The following is a 24,982-nucleotide window of genomic DNA, read 5'->3' as shown; positions in this document are numbered from 1 at the left end:
CTCAGGCGTCGGCGGTCTCCTTCTCGGGCGCGGCGACGGGAGCGGCCGTCTTCCGGGTCCGGATCCGGCCCACCACCGAGATCGCGAGCGCCCCGAGCAGGAGTGCGTAGATCACCAGCGGGATCGGACCGGCGACGAACGTCCCGTAGTCCCCGCCGGAGCTCAGCAGCGCGTCACGCATGCTGGTCTCCGCGAGCGGGCCGAGCACCATGCCGATCAGCAGCGGCGCCAGCGGGACCCCGAAGCGGCGCATGGCGAACCCGAGCAGGCCGACGCCCAGCAGCAACAGGAGCTCGAAGGACGACGAGGACGTCGCGAACACGCCCAGGCCGCACATCAGCGCGATGCCCCCGTAGAGGTACGGGCGCGGGATCAGCAGGAGCTTCGCCCACAGCTGCGCGAACGGCAGGTTGAGGATGAGCAGCACGACCATGGCCAGGAAGAAGCTCGCGAGCAGCCCCCACACCAGTTCGGGCGCGCGTTCGAACAGCAGCGGTCCCGGCTGCAGTCCGTACTGACGGAAGGCGGCGAGCATGATCGCGGCCGTGGCCGACACGGGCAGCCCGAGCGCGAGCAGCGCGCCCATCGCCGTCCCGGTGGTCGCGTTGCCCGCCGCCTCCGGGGCGGCGAGACCGCGGATCGCACCGCGTCCGAACTGCGGGTCCTTGCGCCGCTTGTCCAACGCCTTCTCCGCCGAATAGGCGATGAAGGTCGGCACGTCCGCACCCCCGACGGGGATCACGCCGAATGGCAGCCCGATCCCGGTCCCGCGCAGCCAGGCCGGCATCGCCTCCCGGAACTCCGCTCGGCTGAGGAACGGTCGTCCCTTGCTGCGCAGGATCCGCGACGTGGGGTCGCGGCGGATCCGGCTGGCGATGTGGAACACCTCGCCGAGCGCCAGGATCGCCACCGTCACGGTCACGAGCGAGACGCCGTCGAACAGCTGCGGGACGCCGAAGCTGAAGCGCTCCGCCCCCGAGACCGAGTCGATCCCGATCGTCGCGAGCCCCAGGCCCAGGATGAGCGCCGCGATGCCCTTGAGCACGGAGTCGGCGACCACCGAGGAGGTGGCGATGAAGGCGAACAGCGCGAGGGCGAAGTACTCGGCCGGTCCGAACGCGCTGGACAGCGCGGCGAGAGCCGGGGCCAGGAAGACCACGACGACACAGGACACCATGCCGCCGATGAAGGCGCCGATGGCCGCGGTGGCCAGGGCCTGGGGGGCCCGGCCCGCGCGCGCCATCTTGTGCCCCTCGAACGTGGAGGCGATCGACGACGCCTGTCCCGGGGTGTTGAGCAGGATCGCCATCGTGGAGTCGCCGAACAGCCCGCCGAAGTACACCCCCGCGAACATGATGAACGCGGCCGTCGGATCGAGCGCGAACGTCATCGGCAGCAGCAGCGCCACGGCCATGGACGACCCCAGCCCGGGCAGCACGCCGACCGCGGTGCCGAGGAGGCAGCCGACGACGACGAACAGCAGGTTCATCGGGGTGAACGCGTGCGCGAACCCCTCCATCAGCATTCCGATCGCATCCATCACAGACCTCCCAGGACGCCGGACGGCAGGTCCAGACCCAGCGCGACGCCGAACGCCAGGTAGACGAGGCTCGACATCATCAGCGCGATGACCGCGTCGAGCAGGGGTTTGCGGGAGCCCATCGCCCGCGCCACGCACCAGAACAGCAGCGCGCCGGCGAGGATCCATCCCGCGGGCACGAGCAGCAGCGAGAACGCGAGGAACCCGCCGGCCGCCCACGCCACGCACACCCAGTCGGAGAAGAACCGGTACTTCACCCGGGCCGCGGCCTCCGCCTCGGCGCGGGCGGAGTCCGACACCTCGTCGAACTCGCTGTAGGTCGCGGGCTCGGCCGGCTCCGGAGTGCGGATGTACCGGAACGCGAGCAGGACCGAGACGACGAACCCAGCGATCGCGATGAGCGTCGGGAAGAAGGCCGGCCCGGGCGCGGAGGCGCCCTCGGGGACCTGCATCGTGAGGATCCCGACCGTGAGATAGGTCGAGAAGGCGAAGAGGATGGCGGGGATCACGAGCCCCGCACGCCCGGCCCACCACGAGGTCCTGGCCGTGGCGGCGGCAGCGGTGTCGACAGCGGTCACAGTCCCAGCTCCTTCACGAGTGCGGCGGTGCGCTCCTGGTCCTCGACGAGGAACCTCTCGAGCTCCTCGCCGTCGAGGTACGAGTCCACCCATTTGTTCCGGGCGAGCGCATCCGCCCACGCGTCGGACTCGGCCGTCTCCCGGACGATCTGACGCACGGCCTCGAACTGCTCGTCCGAGATGCCGGGATGGGCCAGCAGGCCCCGCCAGTTGACGAGGTTCACGCCGTATCCCTCCTCCTCGAACGTCGGGATGTCGACGCCGGGCAGGCGCTGCGGCGCGGAGATCGCCAGCACCTTCACCCGGCCGGCCTCGACCTGGTCGGCGACCTCGTTGTAGCCCGTGACGGCGACGTCCGCGGTGTCCGACATGAGGGTCTGGATCGCCTCGCCGCCCCCGGACTTCGGGATGTACGTGATCTCCGCCGGCGGGATGTCCTGCACCTGGGCGAACTGGGCGATGAGCAGGTGGTCGATCGACCCGGCGGATCCGCCGGTGAAGCGGATCCCGCGATGGTCGGCGTCCCACGCCGCGGCGAAGTCGTCCACCGTGTCCCACGGCGCATCCGCGCGCACGACGAACACCGAGTAGTCCTCGGCGATGCGGGCGATCGGGCGGACGTCGGAGAGATCGACCGAGGAGCGGTTCAGCACGATCCCGCCGAGCATGGCAGCGCCGGTGGCCAGCAGCGTGTTGGCCGTCGGCTCCATGCCCGTGAAGGCGCTGAGGCCGATGGTTCCGCCGGCGCCAGGGATGTTCACGACCTGCACGTTGTTCGCGATGCCGTCGATCCGCATGGCCTGCTGCTGCTCCCGGGCGAAGCCGTCCCACCCTCCGCCGACGCCCGCCGGCGCGATGAGCGTCAGCGAGGAGCGCGGGTCTGCGCCGGTGCTGCCGGAGGTGAAGGAGAAGGCCGTGGCCGCCACGATGGAGGACACCGCGATCACGGCGAACGCGGCGCGCCCGACGATCCGGGGCCAGCGGCGGGGAGGCCTCTCCGCGGGGAGGACCCCGGTGTACACGGCCACCGCCGGGTCGTTCTGCAGGCCCGCGTCGGCGCGGGGCTCTGAGTGCATCATCTGTCCTTTCAGAGGATGAACGAGGCGGATCCTCGATGACCCGCTCACCCAGGGTGCGTCGCAGGGCGGCGGCGCGCATAGCTTTCGTAAGTTGCGTCAACCGGACGGCCGGCGCTCGCTAGCCTGGGAAGCGGAATCCGACCCCGAGGAGGAGCACCATGCCCGCTGCCGAGTTCGTCGTCGTCGCCAATCGCCTTCCCGTCGACCGGGTGGTGAGCGGGGACGGCGAGGAGTCCTGGCGGCGCTCACCCGGGGGGCTCGTCGCTGCTCTCGAACCCGTCATGCACGACGTGGACGGCGCCTGGGTGGGGTGGGCGGGGCAGCCTGACCTGGACCTCGCCCCGTTCGAGATCGACGGGATCCGCCTGATCCCGGTCACGCTCTCGTCGACCGACGTCGAGGAGTACTACGAGGGCTTCGCGAACGACACGATCTGGCCGCTGTACCACGACGTGATCGCGCCGCCGCAGTATCACCGGGAGTGGTGGGACGCCTATGTCCGCGTGAACCGGCGCTTCGCCGAGGCGGCGGCGAAGGCGGTCTCGGAAGGCGGGACCGTCTGGGTGCACGACTACCAGCTCCAGCTCGTCCCGCAGCTGCTGCGCGAGCTGCGACCCGATCTCACCATCGGCTACTTCCACCACATCCCGTTCCCCGCCCACGGGCTCTACGCGCAGCTTCCCTGGCGCGACCAGGTGCTCCAGGGACTGCTCGGCGCCGATGTCATCGGCTTCCAGCGGGCCCAGGACGCCACGTACTTCCTCACCGCGGTCCGGCGGAGGCTGAAGCACGAGATCAAGGCGTCCACGGTCTCCGTGCCGGTGCCCGGCGGGGGGACGCGTCCGGTCGTCGCCCGGTCGTTCCCCATCTCGATCGACACCCGGCCGTACCGCGAGCTCGCGGCGCGTCCGGACATCCAGGCGCGCGCCGCGGAGATCAGGGAGGGGCTCGGGAACCCCAAGCGGATCCTGCTCGGCGTGGACCGGCTGGACTACACGAAGGGCATCCGGCATCGCATCAAGGCGTTCGGCGAGCTCCTCGACCAGGGCCGCCTCTCCGTCGAGGACTGCACCTTCGTCCAGGTCGCGAGCCCGAGCCGCGAGCGGGTGGACGCCTACGTGCACCTGCGCGACGAGATCGAGCTCGCGGTCGCCCGGATCAACGGCAACCACGACACCATGGACCACACCGCCATCCGCTACCTGCACCAGGGCCACCCCCGGGAGGAGATGGTCGCGCTCTACCTGGCCGCCGACGTGATGCTCGTGACGGCTCTGCGCGACGGGATGAACCTCGTCGCGAAGGAGTATGTCGCCACGCGTGCCGACAACCGCGGCGTGCTCGTGCTGAGCGAGTTCACCGGTGCCGCGGACGAGCTGCGCCAGGCCGTGCGGGTCAACCCCCACGACATCGAAGGGCTCAAGGACGCGATCATGACGGCGGTGGAGATGCCGGCGGCCGAGCAGGGGCGTCGCATGCGGGCGCTGCGCAAGCGCGTGCTGGAGAACGACGTGACGGCGTGGTCCTCCGCGTTCCTCACGGCTCTCGGGGAGGTGCGCGCCGCCCGCGGCTGAGACAGGCCTCATAGCATGGGGTGATGAGCCAGCCCGCGTCCTCCCCGCCCCGACTCAACGTCAAGGTCCCCGACGACCGGGTCGCCGGCCACTACGCCGACTTCGCCGGCGTCTGGCACACCAGCGAGACCTTCGTGCTCGACTTCCTCGCCCTCTCTCAGCCCATGCGTCCGGATCCGGAGAACGCCGGGCAGACGGTCGCCGATGCGGAGCTCGTGAGCCGCGTGCGCGTTCCGGCCGCGCAGGTGTGGGAGATCATGAAGGCGCTGGAGAAGCAGTACAGCGCGTGGGAGGCCGAGCAGGGCCGTCGATAGTCGGGACGTCGTCCTCAGACGCGCTCGACGGGCTGGCGCAGGAGTGTGCGCAGACGCTCGGGCGCGGTCCGCCGGGCGTCGCTGAAGTAGACCTCGTGATGGATGCCGGTCCGTCGCAGTCCCTCGCCCGGGATGATCTCGTCGTGCATCCGTTCCAGGACGGGCCCCTCGTCGTCGTACGGCCCGAGGTGCAGCGTCTGCACGCAGAGCCCCTCCTCGAGCGTCTCCAGACGCACGTCGTCGATGCCGGGCGGGGCCTTCTTCGCACGAACGGCGGCGAGAGCCTCCTCGAACGCCTCCCGTCCGATCCAGTCGGGGGTGAGGATCATCAGCGTCCAGTCCCACTGGGACTTGTCGCGGCGCGCGGTGAACGTCTCCATGTCCTCCGCCCACCACAGTCCCTCCAAGGGTGGGACGACGTAGTCCCGCCCGAGAGCGCGCTTGCTGGCGAACTTCAGGGCGTAGGCGAGCGGATAGAGCGCCTCGATCCCCGAGGCGTAGTCGGGGGAGGCGTTGGGATCGCCGTGTCCGTCCACCATCAGGTACTGCAGAGGCGGCACGTCCACGACACGGAACTCGCCGCGGCGCGCCCGGTACGCGTCCAGGGTCTTGGTCAGATCGACCTTCCCGGCCGGGCGGTCGGCGACGGTGCGCTCAGAGCTCATGAGGACAGCCGAGCACAGCGGGGGCCCGGCCGCAACGTCACCGTGCGCGGGGATGTGAGAGTCCGTGAGCGTGGGGTCCTCGGACGCGTCGCGGGACCGGCACGGGATACTGGAACCGACCGCTTGCGAACACGGAGGAACGATGACCCGCCCTTGGACGCCCGAGACCGCCGACCATGCGCTGAGTGCCCTCGCCCGGACTCCGCGGCTGCTCGTCGCCCTCGACTTCGACGGGACGGCGTCTCCGCACGTCGACGACCCGATGTCGGCGCGCGCGCTCCCGGAGGTGGCCGAGGCGGTCGCGCGGCTCGCCGCGCTGCCGGACACGACGGTCGCATACGTCTCGGGGCGCAGCCTCCACCACCTCCGGGAGATCGCGGAGCACGCCGACGACTCGCTGCTGGCGCTCGCCGGGTCGCACGGCGTGCAGTACTGGTTCCCGGGAGAGGACGGCGGCGACGATGACGACGACGCCGCGCTCGCCGAGCCGGACGGGCGCCGCGAGACCGAGGCCGAGGTGCAGGAGCTCATCCGCCCGATCCCGGGCATCGACTTCGAGCCCAAGAGCCTCGGGTTCGGCGTCCACGCCCGGCGTGCCACGCAGGAGGACGAGGACCGGGCGTTCACCCTCGTGGACGAATGGGCAGCGCAGCGGATCCCGCGTTGGCGGCGTCGCACCGGTCACCACATCCGGGAGTTCTCCTGGCGCAGCGAGGGCAAGGACGCCGCGATCGCGCGGCTGCGGGAGCACTACGGCGCCACCGCCGTGCTGTTCGCCGGCGACGACGTCACCGACGAGGACGCCATGCGCACGCTCGGCCCCGACGACGTCGGAGTCCGCGTAGGCCCGGGCGAGACGGCCGCGGTCCTTCGTGTGGAGGATCCACAAGGGATGGGCCTGCTCCTCGGCGTTCTCGCGCACGAGCGGGCGTCGGCGCAGGAATAGACTGCGAGCATGTCCCCGAACGAGCCTTCCACCGGCGCGCTCGCCGCGCGCTCAGACATCGACATCAAGCCCCGCAGCCGCGTCGTCACCGACGGCATCGAGGCCACGACCTCGCGCGGCATGCTCCGTGCCGTCGGCATGGGCGACGCGGACTGGGACAAGCCCCAGATCGGCATCGCGTCGAGCTGGAACGAGATCACGCCGTGCAACCTGAGCCTGGACCGGCTCGCCCAGGGGGCGAAGGAGGGCGTGCACGCGGGAGGCGGATACCCGCTGCAGTTCGGCACGATCTCCGTCTCCGACGGCATTTCGATGGGGCACGAGGGGATGCACTTCTCCCTCGTCTCCCGCGAGGTCATCGCCGACTCGGTGGAGACGGTGATGATGGCCGAGCGCCTCGACGGATCCGTCCTGCTCGCCGGGTGCGACAAGTCGATCCCCGGCATGCTCATGGCCAGCGCCCGGCTCAACCTCTCCAGCGTCTTCCTCTACGCCGGGTCGATCGCCCCGGGCTGGGTGAAGCTGTCCGACGGGACCGAGAAGGACATCACGATCATCGACTCCTTCGAGGGGGTCGGCGCGTGCCTGTCCGGCCGGATGAGCGAGGAGGACCTCAAGCGGATCGAGTGCGCGTTCGCGCCGGGTGAGGGCGCGTGCGGCGGCATGTACACGGCGAACACGATGGCGTCCGTCGCCGAGGCGCTCGGCCTGAGCCTTCCGGGCTCCGCCGCGCCGCCGTCCGCGGACCGCCGCCGTGACCAGTTCGCGCACCGCTCCGGCGAGGCCGTGGTGAACCTGCTGCGCCTGGGGATCACCACCGGGGACATCCTCACGCCCGAGGCGTTCGAGAACGCCGTGGCGCTCGCGATGGCGCTGGGCGGCTCGACCAACGTCGTGCTCCACCTGCTCGCGATCGCCCGCGAGGCCGGGGTGGACCTGACCCTGCACGACTTCAACCGGATCGGCGACAAGGTGCCGCACGTCGGCGACCTCAAGCCGTTCGGCCAGTTCGTGATGAACGACGTCGACCGTCACGGCGGGATCCCGGTCATCATGAAGGCGATGCTGGACGAGGGGCTGCTCCACGGCGACGCGCTGACCGTCACCGGCAAGACCCTCGCCGAGAACCTGCGCGAGCTGGACCCGCAGCCGGTCGACGGCACCGTCATCCGCCGCTTCGACGACCCGATCCACGCCACCGGCGGCCTGACGATCCTGCACGGCAGCCTCGCGCCGGAGGGCGCCGTGGTGAAGACGGCCGGCTTCGACGCCGCCGTGTTCGAGGGGCCCGCGCGGGTGTTCGAGCGCGAGCGCGCGGCGATGGACGCGCTGGAAGCCGGAGAGATCAGCGCCGGCGACGTCGTGGTCATCCGCTACGAGGGGCCCAAGGGCGGCCCCGGCATGCGGGAGATGCTGGCGATCACCGCGGCCATCAAGGGCGCGGGGCTCGGAAAAGATGTACTACTCTTGACGGACGGACGATTCTCAGGCGGCACAACCGGCCTGTGCATCGGCCACATAGCACCCGAAGCGGTGGACGCCGGTCCCATCGCCTTCGTGCGCGATGGTGATCTGATTCGGGTCGATATCGCGGCTCGGACTCTCGACCTACTCGTCGAGGAGGCCGAGCTGAGCTCCCGCCGGGAAGGCTGGGAGCCGCTTCCTCCGCGCTACACCCGAGGCGTTCTTGCCAAGTACTCCCGACTCGTGCGCTCCGCCGCCGAAGGAGCCACGACGGGCTGAGGCCCGCGCCGCCGGTCCGGCGGCGCCCACCCCGTCATCCGATCATCGATCGCAAGGAATCCCATGACCGCTGACTCCGCGCCGGCCGTGCCACGGCCGCCCGCCCGTCCTGCAGCCGCTCCCGAACTGACGGGAGCCCAAGCCGTCGTCCGTTCCCTCGAGCTCCTCGGGGTCACGGATGTCTTCGGCATCCCCGGCGGCGCCATCATGGAGGTCTACGACCCCCTGCTGGACTCCACCGGCGTCCGCCACATCCTCGTCCGTCACGAGCAGGGCGGCGGTCACGCCGCCGAGGGCTATGCGACCGCCTCGGGCCGGGTGGGCGTCACGATCGCCACCTCCGGGCCCGGCGCGACCAACCTCGTCACGGCGATCGCCGACGCCTACATGGACTCGATCCCGATCGTGGCGATCACCGGCCAGGTGTTCTCCACGCTGATGGGCACCGACGCGTTCCAGGAGGCCGACATCGTGGGCATCACGATGCCGGTGACGAAGCACTCCTTCCTCGTCAAGCGCGCCGAGGACATCCCCGGCGCCATCGCCGCCGCCTTCGAGGTGGCCAGCACCGGGCGCCCCGGCCCGGTCCTCGTGGACATCACCAAGGACGCCCAGCAGGCCAAGGCTCCGTTCGTCTGGCCGCCGAAGTACGACCTGCCCGGGTACCGCCCGGTGACGAAGGCGCACGGAAAGCAGATCCAGGCGGCCGCCGCGCTGCTGGCCGAGTCGCGTAAGCCCGTGCTGTACGTCGGCGGCGGCATCGTCCGCGGCCGTGCCTCGGCGGAGCTGAAGGAGCTCGCCGAGTCGACGGGCGCGCCCGTCGTGACGACGCTCATGGCGCGCGGCGCCTTCCCGGACTCGCATCCGCAGCACCTCGGCATGCCGGGGATGCACGGGACGGTTCCCGCGGTCCTCGCGCTCCAGGAGGCGGACCTGCTGCTCGCGGTCGGGACGCGCTTCGACGACCGCGTGACGGGCAAGGCCGCGCTGTTCGCCCCGAACGCGAAGGTCGTGCACGTCGACATCGATCCGGCCGAGATCTCCAAGATCCGCACCGCCGACGTGCCGATCGTGGGCGACGTGAAGGACGTCCTGACGGACCTGGACGCGGCGTTCCGCGGCCTCACCGGCGGTCAGAAGCCCGACATCGAGGAGTGGTGGTCGTATCTCGACGGCCTTCGCACCGAGTTCCCGCTCGGCTTCTCGCCGACGACGGACGGCCTGCTCGCGCCGCAGCACGTGATCCAGCGCATCGGCGAGCTCACCGGACCCGAGGCGGTCTACGCCGCCGGGGTCGGGCAGCACCAGATGTGGGCGGCGCAGTTCATCAAGTACGAGCGCCCCAATTCCTGGCTCAACTCCGGGGGAGCGGGCACCATGGGGTACGCGGTGCCGGCGGCCATGGGCGCGAAGGTCGCCGAGCCCGACCGCGTGGTGTGGGCGATCGACGGCGACGGATGCTTCCAGATGACCAACCAGGAGCTCGCCACCTGCGTCATCAACAACATCCCGATCAAGGTCGCGATCATCAACAATTCCTCGCTCGGCATGGTCCGGCAGTGGCAGACGCTCTTCTACGACGGCCGTCACTCCAACACGGACCTCAACACGGGCCACGGCTCGGTCCGCGTTCCCGACTTCGTGAAGCTCGCGGAGGCCTACGGCTGCCTCGGGATCCGCGTGGAGAAGGAGGAGGAGATCGACGCCGCGATCACCCTCGCCCTCGAGACGAACGACCGCCCCGTCGTGATCGACTTCGTCGTGAGCGCGGACTCGATGGTGTGGCCGATGGTGCCGCAGGGAGTCAGCAACAGCTATGTCCAGTACGCGCGCGACCACGCGCCGGCGTTCGACGAGGAGGACTGAGACGTGTCCACCCATGTGCTGAGCCTCCTCGTCGAGGACACCCCCGGTCTGCTGACCCGCGTCGCCGGGCTCTTCGCCCGTCGCGGCTTCAACATCGAGTCCCTCGCGGTGGGCGTGACCGAGGTGCCCGGCATCTCGCGCATCACGGTCGTCGTGGACGTCGAGGACCTGCCGCTCGAGCAGGTGACGAAGCAGCTGAACAAGCTCATCAACGTCATCAAGATCGTCGAACTGGACCCGGCCGCCTCCGTGCACCGCGAGCACGTGCTGGTCAAGGTCCGCACGGACAACGCCAACCGCTCCAACGTACTGGAGGTCGTCAACCTCTTCCGCGCGTCGGTGGTCGACTACGCCCCCGATGCGCTGGTGATCGAGGTCACCGGCGACAAGGGCAAGGTCGAGGCGCTGCTTCGGGCCCTGGAGCCATTCGGCATCAAGGAGCTCGCCCAGTCCGGGCTGCTCGCGATCGGCCGCGGCAGCAAGAGCATCACCGAGCGCGTCCTGCGCGGCTGACCCTCCCACACGCTCAGGGGCCCTGGGACCCCGAACCAACCACTATCAAGGAGAAAGACAAAGTGAGCACCGAGATCTTCTACGACGACGACGCGGACCTGTCCATCATCCAGGGCAAGAAGGTCGCGATCGTCGGCTACGGCTCGCAGGGTCACGCGCACGCGATGAACCTGCGCGACTCCGGCGTCGAGGTCGCGATCGCCCTCAAGGAGGGCTCGAAGTCGATCGCCAAGGCGGAGGAGGCCGGCTTCCCGGTCAAGAACGTCGCGGACGCCACCGCTTGGGCCGACCTCATCATGATCCTGGCGCCGGACCAGCACCAGCGCGGGATCTACGCCGACGCGATCGCGCCGAACCTGACCGCGGGCAAGACCCTGGCCTTCGCCCACGGCTTCAACATCCGCTTCGGCTACATCGACGCGCCCGAGGGCGTGGACGTCATCCTCGTCGCGCCGAAGGCGCCCGGTCACACCGTGCGTCGCGAGTTCGTCGCCGGCCGCGGCATCCCGGACATCATCGCGGTCGAGCGCGACGCCTCCGGCAACGCCTGGGCCACCGCGCTGTCCTACGCGAAGGCGATCGGCGGCACCCGTGCCGGCGTCATCAAGACGACCTTCACCGAGGAGACCGAGACCGACCTGTTCGGCGAGCAGGCCGTGCTGTGCGGCGGTATGAGCCACCTCGTCCAGGCCGGCTTCGAGACGCTGGTCGAGGCCGGCTACCAGCCGCAGATCGCCTACTTCGAGGTGCTGCACGAGCTGAAGCTCATCGTGGACCTCATGTGGGAGGGCGGCATCGCCAAGCAGCGCTGGTCGATCTCCGACACGGCCGAGTTCGGCGACTACGTCTCGGGCCCGCGCGTCATCGACGCCGGGGTGAAGGAGCGGATGAAGGACGTGCTGGCCGACATCCAGTCCGGCGCTTTCGCCACGCGCTTCATCGAGGATCAGGACAACGGCGCGGCGGAGTTCCTCGCCCTTCGCGAGAAGGAGCAGGGGCACCCGATCGAGGCCACGGGCAAGGAGCTGCGCGCCCTGTTCGCCTGGCAGCAGACGGACGAGGACTACGTCGAGGGCAGCGCTGCGCGCTGACCTCGACGTGGTCCGCGAGGACGGTGCTGGTCGGGGCGCAGAGCGCCCGCCGGCCCTTCGGGCCTGGGTCGAGGGCAGCGCCGCGCGCTGACCCTTCCCCTCCCGGTCGTTGAGCGAGGAGCGCAGCGACGAGACGAAACGCGGTGACCCGCTCCGGCGGTCACCGCGTTTCGCGTCGCTGCGTTCCCTCGACGACCGACGTGCGCAGATCGGACCGTTCCAGACATCCGATGTCGATGCCAGGATGGGGTGAGTCCGGAGGAGGGGCAGATGCGACAGCGGTGGTTCGACGAGGCGCGCTTCGGGATGTTCGTGCATTTCGGCCTGTACAGCACGGCGGCGAGACACGAGTGGGTCCAGAGCTACGAGCGGCTCGCCTCGGAGGAGTACCGTGCGTACTTCGAGAACTTCGACCCCGACCTCTTCGATGCCCGGGAGATCGCGCGCCGCGCCAAGGCCACCGGCATGGGGTACGTCGTGCTCACGACGAAGCACCACGACGGCTTCTGCCTGTGGGACTCGGCGCTGACGGATTTCACGTCGGTGTCGGCGTGCGGGCGGGACCTGGTGCGGGAGTTCGTGGACGCGGTGCACGACGAGGGCCTGCGGGTCGGCTTCTACCACTCGCTGCTGGACTGGCATCACCCGGATTTCACCGTCGACGCGAATCATCCCCTCCGCGGTGCGCAGGCCGAGCACGGGCGCAACGAACAGCGGGACATGGGCCGGTACCGAGCCTTCCTGCACGGCCAGGTCGAGGAGCTGCTGACGCGTTACGGCGACGTCGACTACCTCTTCTTCGACTTCACCTACCCGGACAGTAGCGACGGCTGGGCGGGGAAGGGGCCGGAGGACTGGGACGCCGAGGGACTGCTGGCCCTGTGTCGGCGGCTCCGGCCGGACATGCTCGTGAACGACCGCCTGGGGATCCCCGCGGATCTGGTGACGCCGGAGCAGTACCAGCCCACGGCGCCCCTGATGCGGGACGGGGAGCCCCAGGTGTGGGAGGCGTGTCAGACGATCAACGGGTCGTGGGGCTACCACCGCGACAATCACGACCAGAAGTCCGCGACCCTGCTGGTGCAGATGCTGGCGGACTCGGTCGCGATGGGCGGCAACATGCTGCTGAACATCGGACCGGACGGCCGCGGCGCGATCTCCCGTCGCGACGAACAGGTGCTCGCCGAGATCGGCGAATGGCTACGCCTTCACCGCCGGGCGATCGTCGGTGCCGGTCATTCACCGCTCACCCCTCCTCGGGAAGGGGTCTACACGCGCCGCGGGGATCGTCTCTACCTGCACCTGTTCCGCTGGCCGCTCGGCGTCGTGCATCTGCCGGGCCTGGCGGGGAAGGTGTCGTTCGCGCGTCTGCTGAACGACGGGTCGTGGCTGCGGACCTCCGCGAGCGACCCCGCGCGACAGGCGGATCTGATGACCCCTGCGGGTGAGGCGGAGGGGTCGCTGAGCGTGCACCTCCCGATCCGTCGCCCGGATGTGCTCGTGCCCGTCATCGAGCTCACCGTCGGCGACGACTGATCTGCCGGCGCAAAGACATCCGATGTCTGTGCCAGACTGGACGAGCCCCCCGGTCTGCGAGGAAGGAACATTGGATGCCCGCCCAGCCGAACGTGATCGTGATCTACGCGGACGACCTGGGATGGGGGGATCTCGGCTGCTACGGCTCGCCCGACGTGCGGACCCCGGCGCTCGACCGGTTGGCGGCCGAGGGCGTGCGCATGACGGACTGGTACGCCAACTCGCCGGTGTGCTCGCCGTCCCGGGCCTCGTTGCTGACGGGGCTCTACCCGGCGCACGCGGGGGTGGAGTCGATCCTCGCGGGGACGCGGCGGACGCCGGGTCTCCCGCCGCAGCGCACACTGGCGGAGGCGCTGCGTGAGCGCGGCTACGCCACGGGGATCTTCGGCAAGTGGCACCTGGGCGCGGCGGCGGAGTACGGTCCGACCCGCTACGGGTTCGACGAGTACTTCGGCTTCCGCGCCGGCTGCGTCGACTACTACTCGCACATCTACTACTGGGGCCAGCACAACCCGATCCACGACCTGTGGGAGAACGAGGACGAGGTCTGGGCGAACGGCCGGTACCTCACGACCGAGATCGGCCGTCGGGCGGCCGACTTCGTGGACCGCCACGCCGACCGGCCGTTCTTCTGCTTCGTCCCCTTCAATGCGCCGCATTATCCGATGCACGCCCCGCAGGAGTATGTCGAGCGGTACGCCCACCTGCCCGAGGACCGGCGGATCATGGCGGCGATGATCACCGCCATGGACGATGCGATCCAGGTGATCCTCGACCGGGTCGAGGCCCACGGGCTCGAGGAACGGACCATCGTCTTCTTCTCGTCGGACAACGGGCCCTCCCGGGAGAGCCGCAACTGGCTCGATGGCGAGGAGGTCTCCTATCATGGCGGGTCGACCGGCGGGCTGCGCGGCTCGAAGGGATCGGTCTTCGAAGGCGGCATCCGCGTCCCGGCGATCGTGCGCTGGTGCGGGAGTCTCGCCCCGCGGGTCGACGACGAGCCCGGCGCGATGATGGATCTGCTGCCGACCGTGCTGCACGCCGTGGACGGCGAGGAGCACGTGGGCGACGACCTGGACGGACGCAGCGTCCTGCCCCGCTGGCGGGGCGAGCGCACGGAGGAGGTCCGCCCTCTGTGCTGGACCTACGACGGGCAGTGGGCAGTGCGCGAGGGGGACTACAAGCTCGTCTCCTCTGCCCGCGAGGGGATGGACGGACCGCCCGCCGTCGAGACGGCGCTGTTCGACCTGGCGGCCGACCCGGGGGAGCGGCGGGACCTGGCCTCCTCACGGCCCGATGTCGTCGAACGACTTCAGCGCGAGCTCGACCGCTTCCGGCGCCACCACGGGGACTGGGTCTCGGTGATGCCGGGAGCTGGCCGGTGAGTGCTCCGACGTATCTGTGTCCGCGGCTCGCCCTTTCACTGCCTTCTCGGGCACAGGCCCCCGTGTTTCCCTGGGGTTGATGAAACCTGCAGAGCATTATTTCGTCAAACATCCGATGTTCGGGTAGTCTTCTCACGGACATCCGAAGGTCGTCTGTCCACACATCGATCGGCCGGGACCCCCGAGGCCGACCGCCCTCTGCGATGAAGGAGAAGCCATGTCAAAGTTCACCAGGACCGCGGCGGCCGCTGTTGCCGCGGCCGCTGTGGTCGGCGCCCTCGCCGGGTGCTCGTCCGACGGCGGATCCGCCGACGGCGGCGACGTCACGCTGGAGTGGGGCTTCTGGGATCAGGGCTCGCGCAACGACGTGTGGAAGGGCCTGGCCGCGGATGTGACCGACGCCGAGCCCGCGATCTCGGTCAACCTGTCGACCGTCCCGTTCGCGGACTACTTCACCAAGCTGCAGTCGCAGCTCGCCGCGGGCACGGCTCCCTGCATCGTCAGCATGCAGAGCCTGCGCCTGCCGGCGTTCAAGGACGCGCTGGAGCCCATCGGCCCGCTGATGGAGAAGGCCGGATTCGACGAGTCCGAGTGGAACCCGGGCGCGCTCAAGGCGCTCCAGGTGGACGGCGAGCAGTACGCGGTTCCCTACGGGCTCGGCACCCTGGTCCTCTACTACAACAAGGACATGTTCGCCGCCGCGGGCATCCCCGAGCCGACCAACGACTGGTCGATCGAGGACTTCGAGGCCGCGGCCAAGACGCTCACCGAGAAGACCGGCAAGCCCGGCTTCGGCGAGTCCTTCTCCGACCTGCACATGTTCTCCCTCCTGCTCGCGAACAACGGCGCCCGGCCGATCACCGACGGCGGAGAGCTGGACCTCACCAACGCCGACATGAAGGAGAGCTTCTCCTGGTACAGCGGACTGGCCACGGACCAGAAGGTCGCCCTCGTCCCCGCCAGCGCGTCGGACGTCCCGTGGGGTGAGCAGCAGTTCGTCGCCGGCAACGTCGGCATGGCCGTCGACGGCACGTGGAACATCGCCTCCGACGCGACGGACGCCACCTTCAACGTGGGCGTCGTGGCGCTCCCGCAGGGCGCGAACGGCGGCGGCACCTATTCCGCGAACTCCGGCTTCGCGATCTCGAAGACCTGCGAGCACAAGGAGGAGGCGGCCAAGGCGATCGCCGTCCTGACCGGCGAGGAGGCGCAGACCGCGGCGGCCGAGGGCGGCACCTCGCCGGCGCGCCTGGCTCCGGAGGCCGCGTTCTACGAGGCGCTCGCCGCCACGGTCGACACGAAGACCCCGGGATACTCCGAGCAGGCGAAGGCCGTGATGACCGCGTCCAGCGACATGGCGACCCCGTTCATCAGCACGGCGGCCTGGGACCAGACCACGAAGCTGATCGCTCGCGAGTTCATCCTCGCCTACACCGGCAGCACCAGCCCGGACGAGGCGCTGGAGAAGGTCCAGAGCTCCTCGAAGTAAGCACGAAGCGCCGGAGCGGGGACCAGCGGGTCCCCGCTCCGCCGATCGAAAGGTACCCATGACGGCCATCACCGCCGGCACGCCGCAGCGCGGACGCCGCAAGAGAAGGCGGCAGGGGGAGCAGGGCGCCGCCCTGGCGTTCCTCAGCCCCAGTGCCATCGGGCTCACGGTGTTCGTGGCGTTCCCCTCGGTGCTCGCGATCGTCACTAGCCTGTTCCACTGGCCGACGTGGGGCGACGTGAGCTTCGCGGGCGGGGACAACTACGCGGCGCTCTTCGCCCCGGGGAGCGACTTCCCCGCGGCGCTCGTGAACACGATCGTCTTCACGGCCATCGTGGTGCCGCTGAACCTGGTGCTCACGGTCGCGATGGCGTTCTGGATCTCCACGAGCCGGTTCCGTCAGCTCTACCGGGTCCTCTTCTTCCTCCCCGTGGTGACCCCGTCGGTCGCGACGGCGATCATCTGGAAGCTGCTCTACCAGCCCGGAGGCGTCGTCGACTGGCTCGCCGGCGCGTTCGGCATCGACCTCCCGAACGTCCTGGGATCGAGCTCCACCGCACTCGTGGCGGTGGTCGCGGTCATCATCTGGCAGGGCTTCGGCTACAACCTCCTGATCTTCTCCGCGGCGATCGACCAGCTCCCGGACGACGTGCTCGCCGCCGCCTCCCTGGACGGGGCCGGACGGATCCGCCAGCTCTTCCAGATCAAGATCCCGCTCATGACCCCGGCGATCTTCTTCGCCTCGACCGTGACGCTCATCCAGGCGTTCCAGATCTTCAACGAGCCCTACATCATGACCGCGGGAGGCCCGGGCACCTCGACCATCACCGTCGTGATGAACGTCTATCAGACGGCGTTCCAGGGCGGGCAGCTGGGCGCCGCCGCGGCGCCCGCCATGGTGCTGTTCGGCCTGATCCTCGTCGTGACGCTCATCCAGTGGAGCGGCCAGAAGAAGTGGGTGCACTATGAGTGAGTCGACCATGACCCGAGCCGCCCGCGCGGGCACTGCACGCAGCGCCGTGCGGAGCAGCCGCGCGACGGGGCGTCGCACGTTCGCGGTCGGCAGCGAGGTGCTGCTGCTCGTCGTGACGCTGCTGTTCCTGTTCCCGATCATCTTCACGATCACGTCGTCGCTGAAGCCGAACGGCGAGATCTTCCAGAGCCCGCCCTCGCTGTTCGGCAGCGAGCTGCGCTGGCAGAACTACGTGGACGTCTTCACGGCCGCGCCGTTCATGAAATACATCCTGAACGGCCTGATGGTCTCGGTCCTGGGCACGATCATCGTGCTCGTCGTGTCCTCCCTGGCCGCGTACTCCTTCGGGATCCTGCGCTGGCGCGGCCGCGACCAGACGATGCTCGCCTACCTCGCGACGATGATGATCCCGCAGGAGGTGCTGGTCATCCCGATGTTCCTGCTGATGCAGAAGCTCGGCTGGATCAACACCTGGCAGGCGCTCATCCTGCCGTGGGCCTTCGGTGCGTTCGGGACGTTCCTGCTCCGGCAGTTCTTCACGACGCTGCCCTACGAGCTCGTCGAGGCCTCCCGCATGGACGGCTGCTCGAACTGGCGGACGTTCTGGAAGATCATCCTGCCCCTGGCCAAGCCCTCGCTCGCGGTGCTGGCGGTCTGGACCTTCATCACCTATTGGAACAGCTTCCTGTGGCCGCTCATCGCGGTCAACGACGTCCGGGAGCTCGGGACCGTGCCGTTGGGCCTGTCGACGTTCGTGGGGGAGCACGGCGCCGCGTGGAACCTCATCATCGCGGCCTCGGTGATCTCGATCGCGCCGACGATGCTCGTCGTGATCCTGCTCCAGAAGCACCTCGTGAAGGGCATCGCGACGGTCGGATTGGCGGGACGCTGATGGTCGCGCGGCGCCCGAACGTCCTCGTCTTCCTGGCGGACGACCTGGGGTGGGGCGACCTCGGCTGCTACGGGGCCGAGGCCATCCCGACGCCGGTCATCGACGCGCTCGCCGCGCGCGGCGTCCGCTACACCGACGCGCACGCGTCGTCGGCGGTCTGCTCTCCCAGCCGCTACAGCCTGCTCACCGGCGAGTACCCCTGGCGCAGCCCGCTCCAGGAAGGCGTCCTGGGCGGCGCGGATCCATCCATCCTGCGCGACGGTCAGACGACCCTCGCGACGGTGCTGCGGGACGCGGGCTACCGGACCGGCGCCTTCGGGAAGTGGCACCTCGGCCTCGGCTGGACGCTGCACGACGGGTCCAGGCCCTCCGCGTTCGACGGGGAGTTCGTGTCCGACATGCAGGGCGACGGCCGAGACATCGACTATGCGAAGCCGTTCCGGGACGGGCCGCTCGATCACGGCTTCGACCGCTTCTTCGGCATCACCGGTTCGCTCGACATGCCTCCCTACTGCTTCCTGGACCAGGACCGCACGCTCGGAGTGCCGGACCGGGAGAAGAGCCCGCTCATCACCTCGCAGCGCCCCGGCCTGCAGGTCGAGGACTGGCAGGACGACCAGGTCGACGTCCGCTTCGCCCGCGAGGCCGCCGACTGGATCCGCGCGCAGGCGGGTGGGGCGCCGTTCTTCGCGTACGTCGCCTCGGCCGCGCCGCACCGGCCGTGCGTGCCTCCGGCGTTCGTCCGCGGAGCGTCACGGGCGGGCGCGCGCGGGGATTCCGTCCACCTGGTCGACTGGATGATGGGGGAGCTCCTGGCGGCCCTCGAGGAGATCGGGGAGCTGTCGAACACGGTCGTGGTCTTCACGAGCGACAACGGCGCGCCGATGATCTTTCCCGAGGACGGCGACGTCGAACGGCATCGGCCCAACGGCGCCTGGCGGGGCCAGAAGGCCGACATCTGGGAGGGCGGCCACCGCGTCCCGCTGATCCTCGCCGGCCCCGGCATCGACCGGGCGGAGATCGATGAACCGGTCTCGTTGCTCGATGTCCTCCCGACCGCGGCCGCGCTCGCCGGAGCGACGGCGGTGGGCGGCGACGGCGTGATCCTTCCCGGCCTCCGGGCGGAAGACCCGCGCCCGGCGCCTCGGCTGATCGGCCAGCAGGCGTTCGACGGGGCGCTCGCGCTGCGCTCCGGGCCGGCGAAGGCGATCTTCTCGACCGGGTCCGGTGGCTTCAGCGATCCCGTCGGGGCACCCGTCGCCCCGGGCGCCCCGGACGGGCAGTTCTACGACCTCGCCGCCGACCCCGGCGAGAGGGAGGACCGCTGGGCGGAGCAGCGCGGGCGCGCTGCCCGCATGTACGACGAGTACGTCGCCGCGACCGGCTTCGGCACGGGGCATGCGCAGGCGTCGCCCGCCGCGAATCGACGACACGAGGAGGACACCCCGGCATGATGAACTTCGAGCAGCGGACGGGACCGGACTTCGGCGCCGCCGCGCCGCAGTATCCGACCCAGGGCGTTCCGGAGTGGTACCGGGACGCCAAGCTGGGCTTCTTCGTGCACTGGGGGCTCTACTCCGTGCCCGCCTGGGCGGTGCAGCACGGCGAGGGCGTGAACATCCCGACCGAGGACGCGTACGCGTGGCACCAGTACGCCGAGTGGTACGGCAACACCGTGCGGATCGCCGGGAGCCCGACGTGGGAGCGCCATCAGAGCCTGTACGGGCCCGGCACCTCGTACGAGGACCTCGCAGACCTGTGGGACGCGTCGGCCTTCGATGCGGACTCCTTCGTCGGCGAGCTCGTCGACGCGGGAGCGCGCTACGTCGTCCCGACGACGAAGCACCACGAGGGATTCTGCCTGTGGGGGACGGAGACCACCGGGTTCAATGCGCTGCGGCGCGGCCCCCGTCGCGACCTCATCGCGGAATTCCACGACGCGACCCGCCGCGCCGGGGCGCGCTTCGGGGTCTACTACTCGGGGGCCCTCGACTGGCACGTGAGCGACTTCCCGCCCATCGAGTCGGACACCGATCTCTTCCGGTACCGCCGCAACGACGCTCCCTTCGCCCGGTACGCCGCGGCCCAGCTCGAGGAGCTCGTCGCGCGCTTCCGGCCGGACGTGCTGTGGAACGACATCGAGTGGCCCGACGGCGGCAAGGGCTCGGAGGACTACGCGGTGGCGGCGCTATTGCGGAGGTACTTCGACGCCGTTCCCGACGGGGTCGTCAACGACCGCTGGGGCGTTCCCTACCATGGCTTCCTCACCCGCGAGTACACGCACGTCCCGGACATCGTGGACGAGCCGTGGGAGTCGACGCGCGGGCTCGGCTACTCGTTCGGGTTCAATCAGGCCGAGGACGAACGGCACTCCCTGTCCGGCGCCGCGCTGATCCGTCTGCTCGTGGACGTCGTGTCCAAGAACGGCAACCTGCTGATCAACGTCGGGCCGGACGCGTCCGGCGCGATCCCCGAGCTGCAGCGCCGCGCGATGCGGGAGCTGGGCGGCTGGCTGCGGCGCAACGGCGACGCGGTCTACGGCACGCGGCCGTGGATTCGCGCGGGAGAGCGGACGGGCGCGCCGCGTGCCTACACCCGCTCCGCGGACGCGGTGCACCTGCACCTGCTCGACCCGGCGCACGGCGAGGCGGAGATGCCGTCGGAGCTCGATGGCGCCGCCCTGCGCTGGGCGGACGGGTCGGCGGCGGAGGTCGTCACGGAGGGGGCGGCGCGGATCGTGTCCGTCCCGGAGGCTCTCCGGTCCGAGCCCGTCGCGGTGCTCACCGCCCCCGGCGTCTGAGCCCTCCGGTCGTCGTCTCTCGTCGTTCCCCTTCGCGAGACCCCCTCAGACCGCCGAAACCCCCTCCGGCAGCGCGATCCTGGAGGGGGTTTCGGCGTGCGGAGGGGGTCTCGGCGGGGACGAGGAGTCCTCACCCGAGGGTGACGCGTCGCGGGGACCCGAGGGTGACGCGTCGCGGGACGAGGGTCACTCCGCCGGAGCGGCGTCCTCGATCTGGATCGGCGCGTCGGCCGGGTCGCCCCAGACCGGAGTGGGCAGAGGGGTGTCGACCTGCCCGCCCTGGATCGCCCGCAGGGCGTCGGTGATCTCGTCGGAGTTCTCCGGGACCGCCAGGCCGCACGTGCGCATCTCGGAGGCGAACTTCAGCGTGAGGCGGATCTTGCCGGCCTCGACGGCCTCCGCGGTGGTGCCGGTGCGCTTCTCGCTGCCGGTCTGGATGTCGGACACCTCGTCGCACACGTGGTAGACCGAGCCGCCGTCGACCCAGACCACCTCGTCCTTGCCGAGGAGCTGGATCACCGTGGACTGGTCGGCGGTGTACTTCTCCACCGACGGCGGGTTGAAGTCGATGCCGAGGACCACGGCGAGAGCGGCCAGGGCGATGCCGACGATCCCCGCCGTCGTCTTCTGCCCCTTGTCCATGTCCTTGTTGAGGAAGATCAGGATGATCAGCGGCAGGAACGCCACGACGGCGATGATCGCGCCGAGCTGGTTCTGCACGAAGAACCGCACGGTGTCGGACTTGCGCGCCGGATCCAGCCGGTTCGCCTTCTTCCAGAGGATCGAGCCGATGATCGACAGCGCCGCGATCACCGCGAGCATCACGAGCAGCGTGATGAAGGCCCACTGCGGGAACTGCGCGGTGACGCCCTGCTCCTCGAGCAGGCCCGTGTCGGGGTTGCGGACCAGCGTGCCGTCCTCGCCGACGAAGACGCGCTGCCGCAGCAGCCAGAAGATCGCCACGGCCTCGCCGATGATCGCGAGCGCCCAGAGCGCGCCGGCGATCCACCGGAACCGCGTCGCGGTGGCCTTGGCGGTCGCCGTCGGCTTCCAGTTCGCCGGCGGGTCCGCGGGGGCGTCTGCGGCGCCGGCCGTTGCGGCGCCCTTCGCCTGCGCTGTCGGCTCGACGGACGCGTCCTTCTTGCTGCTCTTCTCGGCCACGGTGGTCCCTTCCCCGGAGTGCGACACCGAGCCTAGTGGTGCCGCGCGCGGCGTCGCTACGCTGGGTGCATGACACCCGACCCCGATGAGGCGCTCCGCTGGGACGGCGACGAGCCCGACGGTCCGGCCCCCGTGCTGCCGGCGGGCTGGAAGGCCGTCGGCCGGGGGAGCGAGGACGTCCGGACCGAGCCGGACCGGCCCGCGACGGAACCGCCGACCGAGCGTGCGACCGAGGCGACCGCCGAGGACGGCGGCGAGGACGGCGAGGTGGGGGAGCCCGCCGGGCTCAGCAACGCGATGCTCCTCGTCACCGGGATCATCGGCGGCGTCTACCTCCTTTTCGCCGTCGGGTGGATCGTGGGCGGCATGAGGCTGAGCCCGCTCGCCGGGCTCCTCGTCCCGGCGCCCATGTACACGCCCGCCGTGTGGCTGGCCGTGGCCGCGCCGCTGCTCTGGTTCGTCGCCGCCTGGGTGCTGACCCGGGGCAAGGCGTCGTGGATCCGCGTGCTCGCCCTCGTGATCGGGATGGTGCTGCTCGTGCCCTGGCCGTTCGTGATGTTCGGGCTGGTGGGATCGTGACTGGGGAAGGAACCGCGATGACGACGACGGCCCAGGACCTCCGGCGTCCGCGGTGGCTCTTCTACACGCTGCTGGGGATCGCCGGGCTGTTCTACGCCTACGCCGTGTGGAACGCCATCGCCTACCTCGTCACCGTGGCGGGTCTCGGGATCGACGCCACGTCGTGGGCGGCGCTGGTCATCGCGATCCTCCTGCCCGTGCTGGTCTTCGTCGTCTCGATCCTGATCACCCGGCGCCGCGGTCTCGGCGTGCTCGCGATCGTGCTGCTCGCGGGGCTCGGGGTCGTGGCGGTCTTCTGGGTCGACGTGGTCGGGTACACGGTCAAGGCGCTCTCCGGCGGCGGCGCCTGATCCTTCGCGGCCGGACGCCGCGGGCGTCGTCACACGGTCGGGGGAGGGGCGCGCGAGCCGGTAGAGTGTGACCGATCGCGCCCCCGACGGAGTGCGGCGCATCGGCCCCGAACCGCTCTGCGCGCTGCCCCGCGCCGTGTGCCCGCACCGAAGGATACCCACCGTGCCCGATCAGAACGCGCCGAAGCCCGTCGTCCTCCTCGCCGAAGTCCTCTCTCCGGCCACCGTCGATGCCCTGGGGCCGGACTTCGACGTCCGCCAGGTGGACGGCACCGATCGCCCGGCGCTGTTCGACGCGCTCGCCGAGGCGGATGCGGTTCTCATCCGCTCCGCCACGAGGATCGACGCCGAGGCCCTCACGCACGCGCCGAAGCTCAAGGTCGTGGCCCGTGCGGGCGTCGGCCTCGACAACGTCGACATCAAGGCCGCGACCACCGCAGGCGTCATGGTGGTGAACGCGCCGACCTCCAACATCGTCTCCGCCGCCGAGCTCACCGTCGGGCACATCCTGAGCCTCGCGCGCCGCATCCCCGCCGCGCACGCCTCGCTGTCCTCGGGCGCGTGGAAGCGCAGCTCCTTCACCGGTGCCGAGCTGTTCGAGAAGACCGTCGGCATCGTCGGCCTCGGGCGCATCGGCGCACTGGTCGCGGCCCGCCTCGCGGCCTTCGACATGCGCGTCATCGCCTACGACCCCTACGTCACCAGCGCGCGCGCCCAGCAGATGGGCGTCCAGCTGGTCTCGCTCGACGAGCTCGTCGCGGAGTCCGACTTCCTCACCATCCACATGCCGAAGACGCCCGAGACCACGGGCATGATCGGCGCCGAGCAGTTCGCGGCGATGAAGAAGACCGCCTTCGTCATCAACGTCGCCCGGGGCGGCCTGATCGACGAGGAGGCCCTGCACGAGGCCCTCGTCGCGGGCGAGATCGCCGGCGCCGGCCTCGACGTCTTCACCTCCGAGCCCCCGGCCGAGGGCGGGAGCGCCCGCGCCCTGCTCGACCTCCCGAACGTCGTCGTCACCCCGCACCTCGGCGCGAGCACGGAGGAGGCGCAGGAGAAGGCCGGGATCTCGGTCGCCCGCTCGGTGCGACTCGCGCTCGGCGGCGATCTCGTCCCCGACGCGGTGAACGTCGCCGGCGGCGTGATCGACCCCTACGTGCGCCCGGGCATCCCGCTCGTGGAGAAGCTCGGCCAGATCTTCTCCGCGCTCGCCCAGTCGCCGCTCACCAGCCTCGACGTCGAGGTGCACGGCGAGCTGAACGCCTACGACGTGAGCGTGCTCAAGCTCGCCGCGCTCAAGGGCGTCTTCACGAACATCGTCAGCGAGACGGTGTCCTACGTGAACGCGCCGCTGCTCGCGGAGCAGCGCGGTGTCGCGGTGCGGCTGCTGCAGGACGACGTGTCCGAGGAGTACCGCAACGTCATCACTCTGCGCGGAGCGCTCTCCGATGGATCGCAGCTGGCGGTGTCCGGCACGCTGACCGGACCCAAGCAGGTCGAGAAGCTGGTGGGCATCAACGAGTTCGCGGTCGAGCTGCCGATCGAGAAGCACCACGTCGTGATGGTCTACACCGACCGCCCCGGCATCGTGGCGGTCTACGGCCAGCGCTTCGGGGAGGCCGGGATCAACATCGCCGGGATGCAGATCGCCCGCGAGGCGGCCGGGGCCCAGGCGCTGAGCGTGCTCACGCTCGACTCCCCGGTCGCGGAGGAGCTTCTGGACGAGGTCCGGGCGGAGATCGACGCGGACGTCTTCCGCCAGATCGAGATCACCGAGGTCTGACGACCGTCCTGCGGCCCGCCGGAGCTGCGGCGGGGGGGGGGGGGGGGGGGGGGGGGGCGGGGGGGGGGGGGGGGGGGGGGGGGGGGGGGGGGGGGGGGGGGGGGGGGGCGGGCGGGGGCGGGGGG

Annotated in this window: 22 protein-coding genes; 17 read left to right on the top strand and 5 right to left on the bottom strand. The window is 70.4% G+C overall.

Annotation, left to right across the window (positions count from 1 at the left end):
* Position 1: 1 nt before the first annotated feature.
* The 3 genes from V6R91_RS24255 to V6R91_RS24245 are packed head-to-tail and all read right to left on the bottom strand — an operon-like array spanning position 2 to position 3,194.
* Positions 2-1,540: a tripartite tricarboxylate transporter permease gene (locus V6R91_RS24255; RefSeq protein ID WP_231821112.1), complete on the bottom strand. Its 1,539-nt coding sequence runs from the start codon at positions 1,538-1,540 to the stop codon at positions 2-4.
* Positions 1,540-2,118: a tripartite tricarboxylate transporter TctB family protein gene (locus tag V6R91_RS24250; protein WP_336397406.1), complete on the bottom strand. Its 579-nt coding sequence runs from the start codon at positions 2,116-2,118 to the stop codon at positions 1,540-1,542. The genes V6R91_RS24255 and V6R91_RS24250 overlap by 1 nt, the downstream gene beginning before the upstream one ends.
* Positions 2,115-3,194: a Bug family tripartite tricarboxylate transporter substrate binding protein gene (locus V6R91_RS24245; protein WP_336397405.1), complete on the bottom strand. Its 1,080-nt coding sequence runs from the start codon at positions 3,192-3,194 to the stop codon at positions 2,115-2,117. Before V6R91_RS24245 ends, V6R91_RS24250 begins: the two co-directional genes overlap by 4 nt.
* Positions 3,195-3,355: 161 nt before the next feature.
* Here V6R91_RS24245 and V6R91_RS24240 point away from each other — a divergent pair, with 161 nt between their 5' ends.
* Together V6R91_RS24240 and V6R91_RS24235 are read left to right on the top strand one after the other, a co-directional pair.
* Positions 3,356-4,771, top strand: coding sequence for an alpha,alpha-trehalose-phosphate synthase (UDP-forming) (locus tag V6R91_RS24240; RefSeq protein WP_336397404.1), 1,416 nt, complete (start codon positions 3,356-3,358; stop codon positions 4,769-4,771).
* Between the two features lie 23 nt (positions 4,772-4,794).
* Complete coding sequence (locus tag V6R91_RS24235) at positions 4,795-5,085, top strand: DUF3467 domain-containing protein (protein WP_067245735.1); 291 nt, start codon at positions 4,795-4,797, stop codon at positions 5,083-5,085.
* Between the two features lie 14 nt (positions 5,086-5,099).
* On the opposite strand, the gene V6R91_RS24230 is transcribed toward V6R91_RS24235, so the two are convergent.
* Complete coding sequence (locus V6R91_RS24230; protein ID WP_336397403.1) at positions 5,100-5,750, bottom strand: GyrI-like domain-containing protein; 651 nt, start codon at positions 5,748-5,750, stop codon at positions 5,100-5,102.
* A gap of 142 nt (positions 5,751-5,892) precedes the next feature.
* Between V6R91_RS24230 and otsB the strand changes: the two genes are divergently transcribed.
* The 12 genes from otsB (at position 5,893) to V6R91_RS24170 (ending at position 20,984) form a co-directional block, all read left to right on the top strand.
* Positions 5,893-6,696: a trehalose-phosphatase gene (otsB, locus tag V6R91_RS24225; protein WP_336397402.1), complete on the top strand. Its 804-nt coding sequence runs from the start codon at positions 5,893-5,895 to the stop codon at positions 6,694-6,696.
* A 9-nt stretch (positions 6,697-6,705) separates the two neighbouring features.
* The gene (gene ilvD / locus V6R91_RS24220) at positions 6,706-8,439 is read left to right on the top strand and encodes a dihydroxy-acid dehydratase (RefSeq protein WP_067245744.1); all 1,734 of its coding nucleotides are present in this window, start codon (positions 6,706-6,708) and stop codon (positions 8,437-8,439) included.
* Positions 8,440-8,502: 63 nt separating this feature from the next.
* Positions 8,503-10,305, top strand: a complete 1,803-nt coding sequence (locus V6R91_RS24215; protein ID WP_067245747.1) for an acetolactate synthase large subunit — start codon at positions 8,503-8,505, stop codon at positions 10,303-10,305.
* A 3-nt stretch (positions 10,306-10,308) separates the two neighbouring features.
* Entirely contained in the window at positions 10,309-10,818 is a 510-nt protein-coding gene (gene ilvN / locus V6R91_RS24210) for an acetolactate synthase small subunit (RefSeq protein WP_067245751.1), read from the top strand.
* A gap of 62 nt (positions 10,819-10,880) precedes the next feature.
* Complete coding sequence (gene ilvC, locus V6R91_RS24205; RefSeq protein ID WP_067245754.1) at positions 10,881-11,909, top strand: ketol-acid reductoisomerase; 1,029 nt, start codon at positions 10,881-10,883, stop codon at positions 11,907-11,909.
* A 270-nt stretch (positions 11,910-12,179) separates the two neighbouring features.
* Positions 12,180-13,445, top strand: a complete 1,266-nt coding sequence (locus V6R91_RS24200; RefSeq protein WP_336397401.1) for an alpha-L-fucosidase — start codon at positions 12,180-12,182, stop codon at positions 13,443-13,445.
* Between the two features lie 74 nt (positions 13,446-13,519).
* Positions 13,520-14,830, top strand: a complete 1,311-nt coding sequence (locus V6R91_RS24195) for a sulfatase-like hydrolase/transferase (protein ID WP_336397400.1) — start codon at positions 13,520-13,522, stop codon at positions 14,828-14,830.
* 217 nt (positions 14,831-15,047) lie between these two features.
* Positions 15,048-16,319, top strand: coding sequence for an ABC transporter substrate-binding protein (locus V6R91_RS24190; protein ID WP_336397399.1), 1,272 nt, complete (start codon positions 15,048-15,050; stop codon positions 16,317-16,319).
* A gap of 58 nt (positions 16,320-16,377) precedes the next feature.
* Complete coding sequence (locus V6R91_RS24185) at positions 16,378-17,292, top strand: carbohydrate ABC transporter permease (RefSeq protein ID WP_271062975.1); 915 nt, start codon at positions 16,378-16,380, stop codon at positions 17,290-17,292.
* Complete coding sequence (locus V6R91_RS24180) at positions 17,285-18,184, top strand: carbohydrate ABC transporter permease (protein ID WP_336397398.1); 900 nt, start codon at positions 17,285-17,287, stop codon at positions 18,182-18,184. The genes V6R91_RS24185 and V6R91_RS24180 overlap by 8 nt, the downstream gene beginning before the upstream one ends.
* Positions 18,184-19,638 (top strand): sulfatase family protein, encoded by a 1,455-nt coding sequence (locus V6R91_RS24175; RefSeq protein WP_336397397.1) that lies wholly within the window; start codon positions 18,184-18,186, stop codon positions 19,636-19,638. Before V6R91_RS24180 ends, V6R91_RS24175 begins: the two co-directional genes overlap by 1 nt.
* Complete coding sequence (locus V6R91_RS24170; protein ID WP_336397396.1) at positions 19,635-20,984, top strand: alpha-L-fucosidase; 1,350 nt, start codon at positions 19,635-19,637, stop codon at positions 20,982-20,984. The genes V6R91_RS24175 and V6R91_RS24170 overlap by 4 nt, the downstream gene beginning before the upstream one ends.
* Positions 20,985-21,170: 186 nt before the next feature.
* On the opposite strand, the gene V6R91_RS24165 is transcribed toward V6R91_RS24170, so the two are convergent.
* Positions 21,171-22,145 (bottom strand): hypothetical protein, encoded by a 975-nt coding sequence (locus tag V6R91_RS24165; RefSeq protein WP_336397395.1) that lies wholly within the window; start codon positions 22,143-22,145, stop codon positions 21,171-21,173.
* 69 nt (positions 22,146-22,214) lie between these two features.
* On the opposite strand from V6R91_RS24165, the gene V6R91_RS24160 reads away from it, so the two are divergent.
* The 3 genes from V6R91_RS24160 to serA all read left to right on the top strand — a co-directional run bounded on the left by V6R91_RS24160 (position 22,215) and on the right by serA (position 24,857).
* Positions 22,215-22,724 (top strand): hypothetical protein, encoded by a 510-nt coding sequence (locus V6R91_RS24160; protein WP_336397394.1) that lies wholly within the window; start codon positions 22,215-22,217, stop codon positions 22,722-22,724.
* Between the two features lie 17 nt (positions 22,725-22,741).
* Positions 22,742-23,074, top strand: coding sequence for a hypothetical protein (locus V6R91_RS24155; RefSeq protein ID WP_271063095.1), 333 nt, complete (start codon positions 22,742-22,744; stop codon positions 23,072-23,074).
* Between the two features lie 163 nt (positions 23,075-23,237).
* The gene (gene serA / locus V6R91_RS24150) at positions 23,238-24,857 is read left to right on the top strand and encodes a phosphoglycerate dehydrogenase (RefSeq protein ID WP_336397393.1); all 1,620 of its coding nucleotides are present in this window, start codon (positions 23,238-23,240) and stop codon (positions 24,855-24,857) included.
* The last annotated feature ends 125 nt before the right edge of the window (positions 24,858-24,982 follow it).

It is taken from the genome of Microbacterium sp. CCNWLW41 (genome assembly GCF_037083505.1).
Note: the sequence above shows the minus strand (reverse complement) of the source record. Positions and strands in the feature narration are given on the sequence as shown.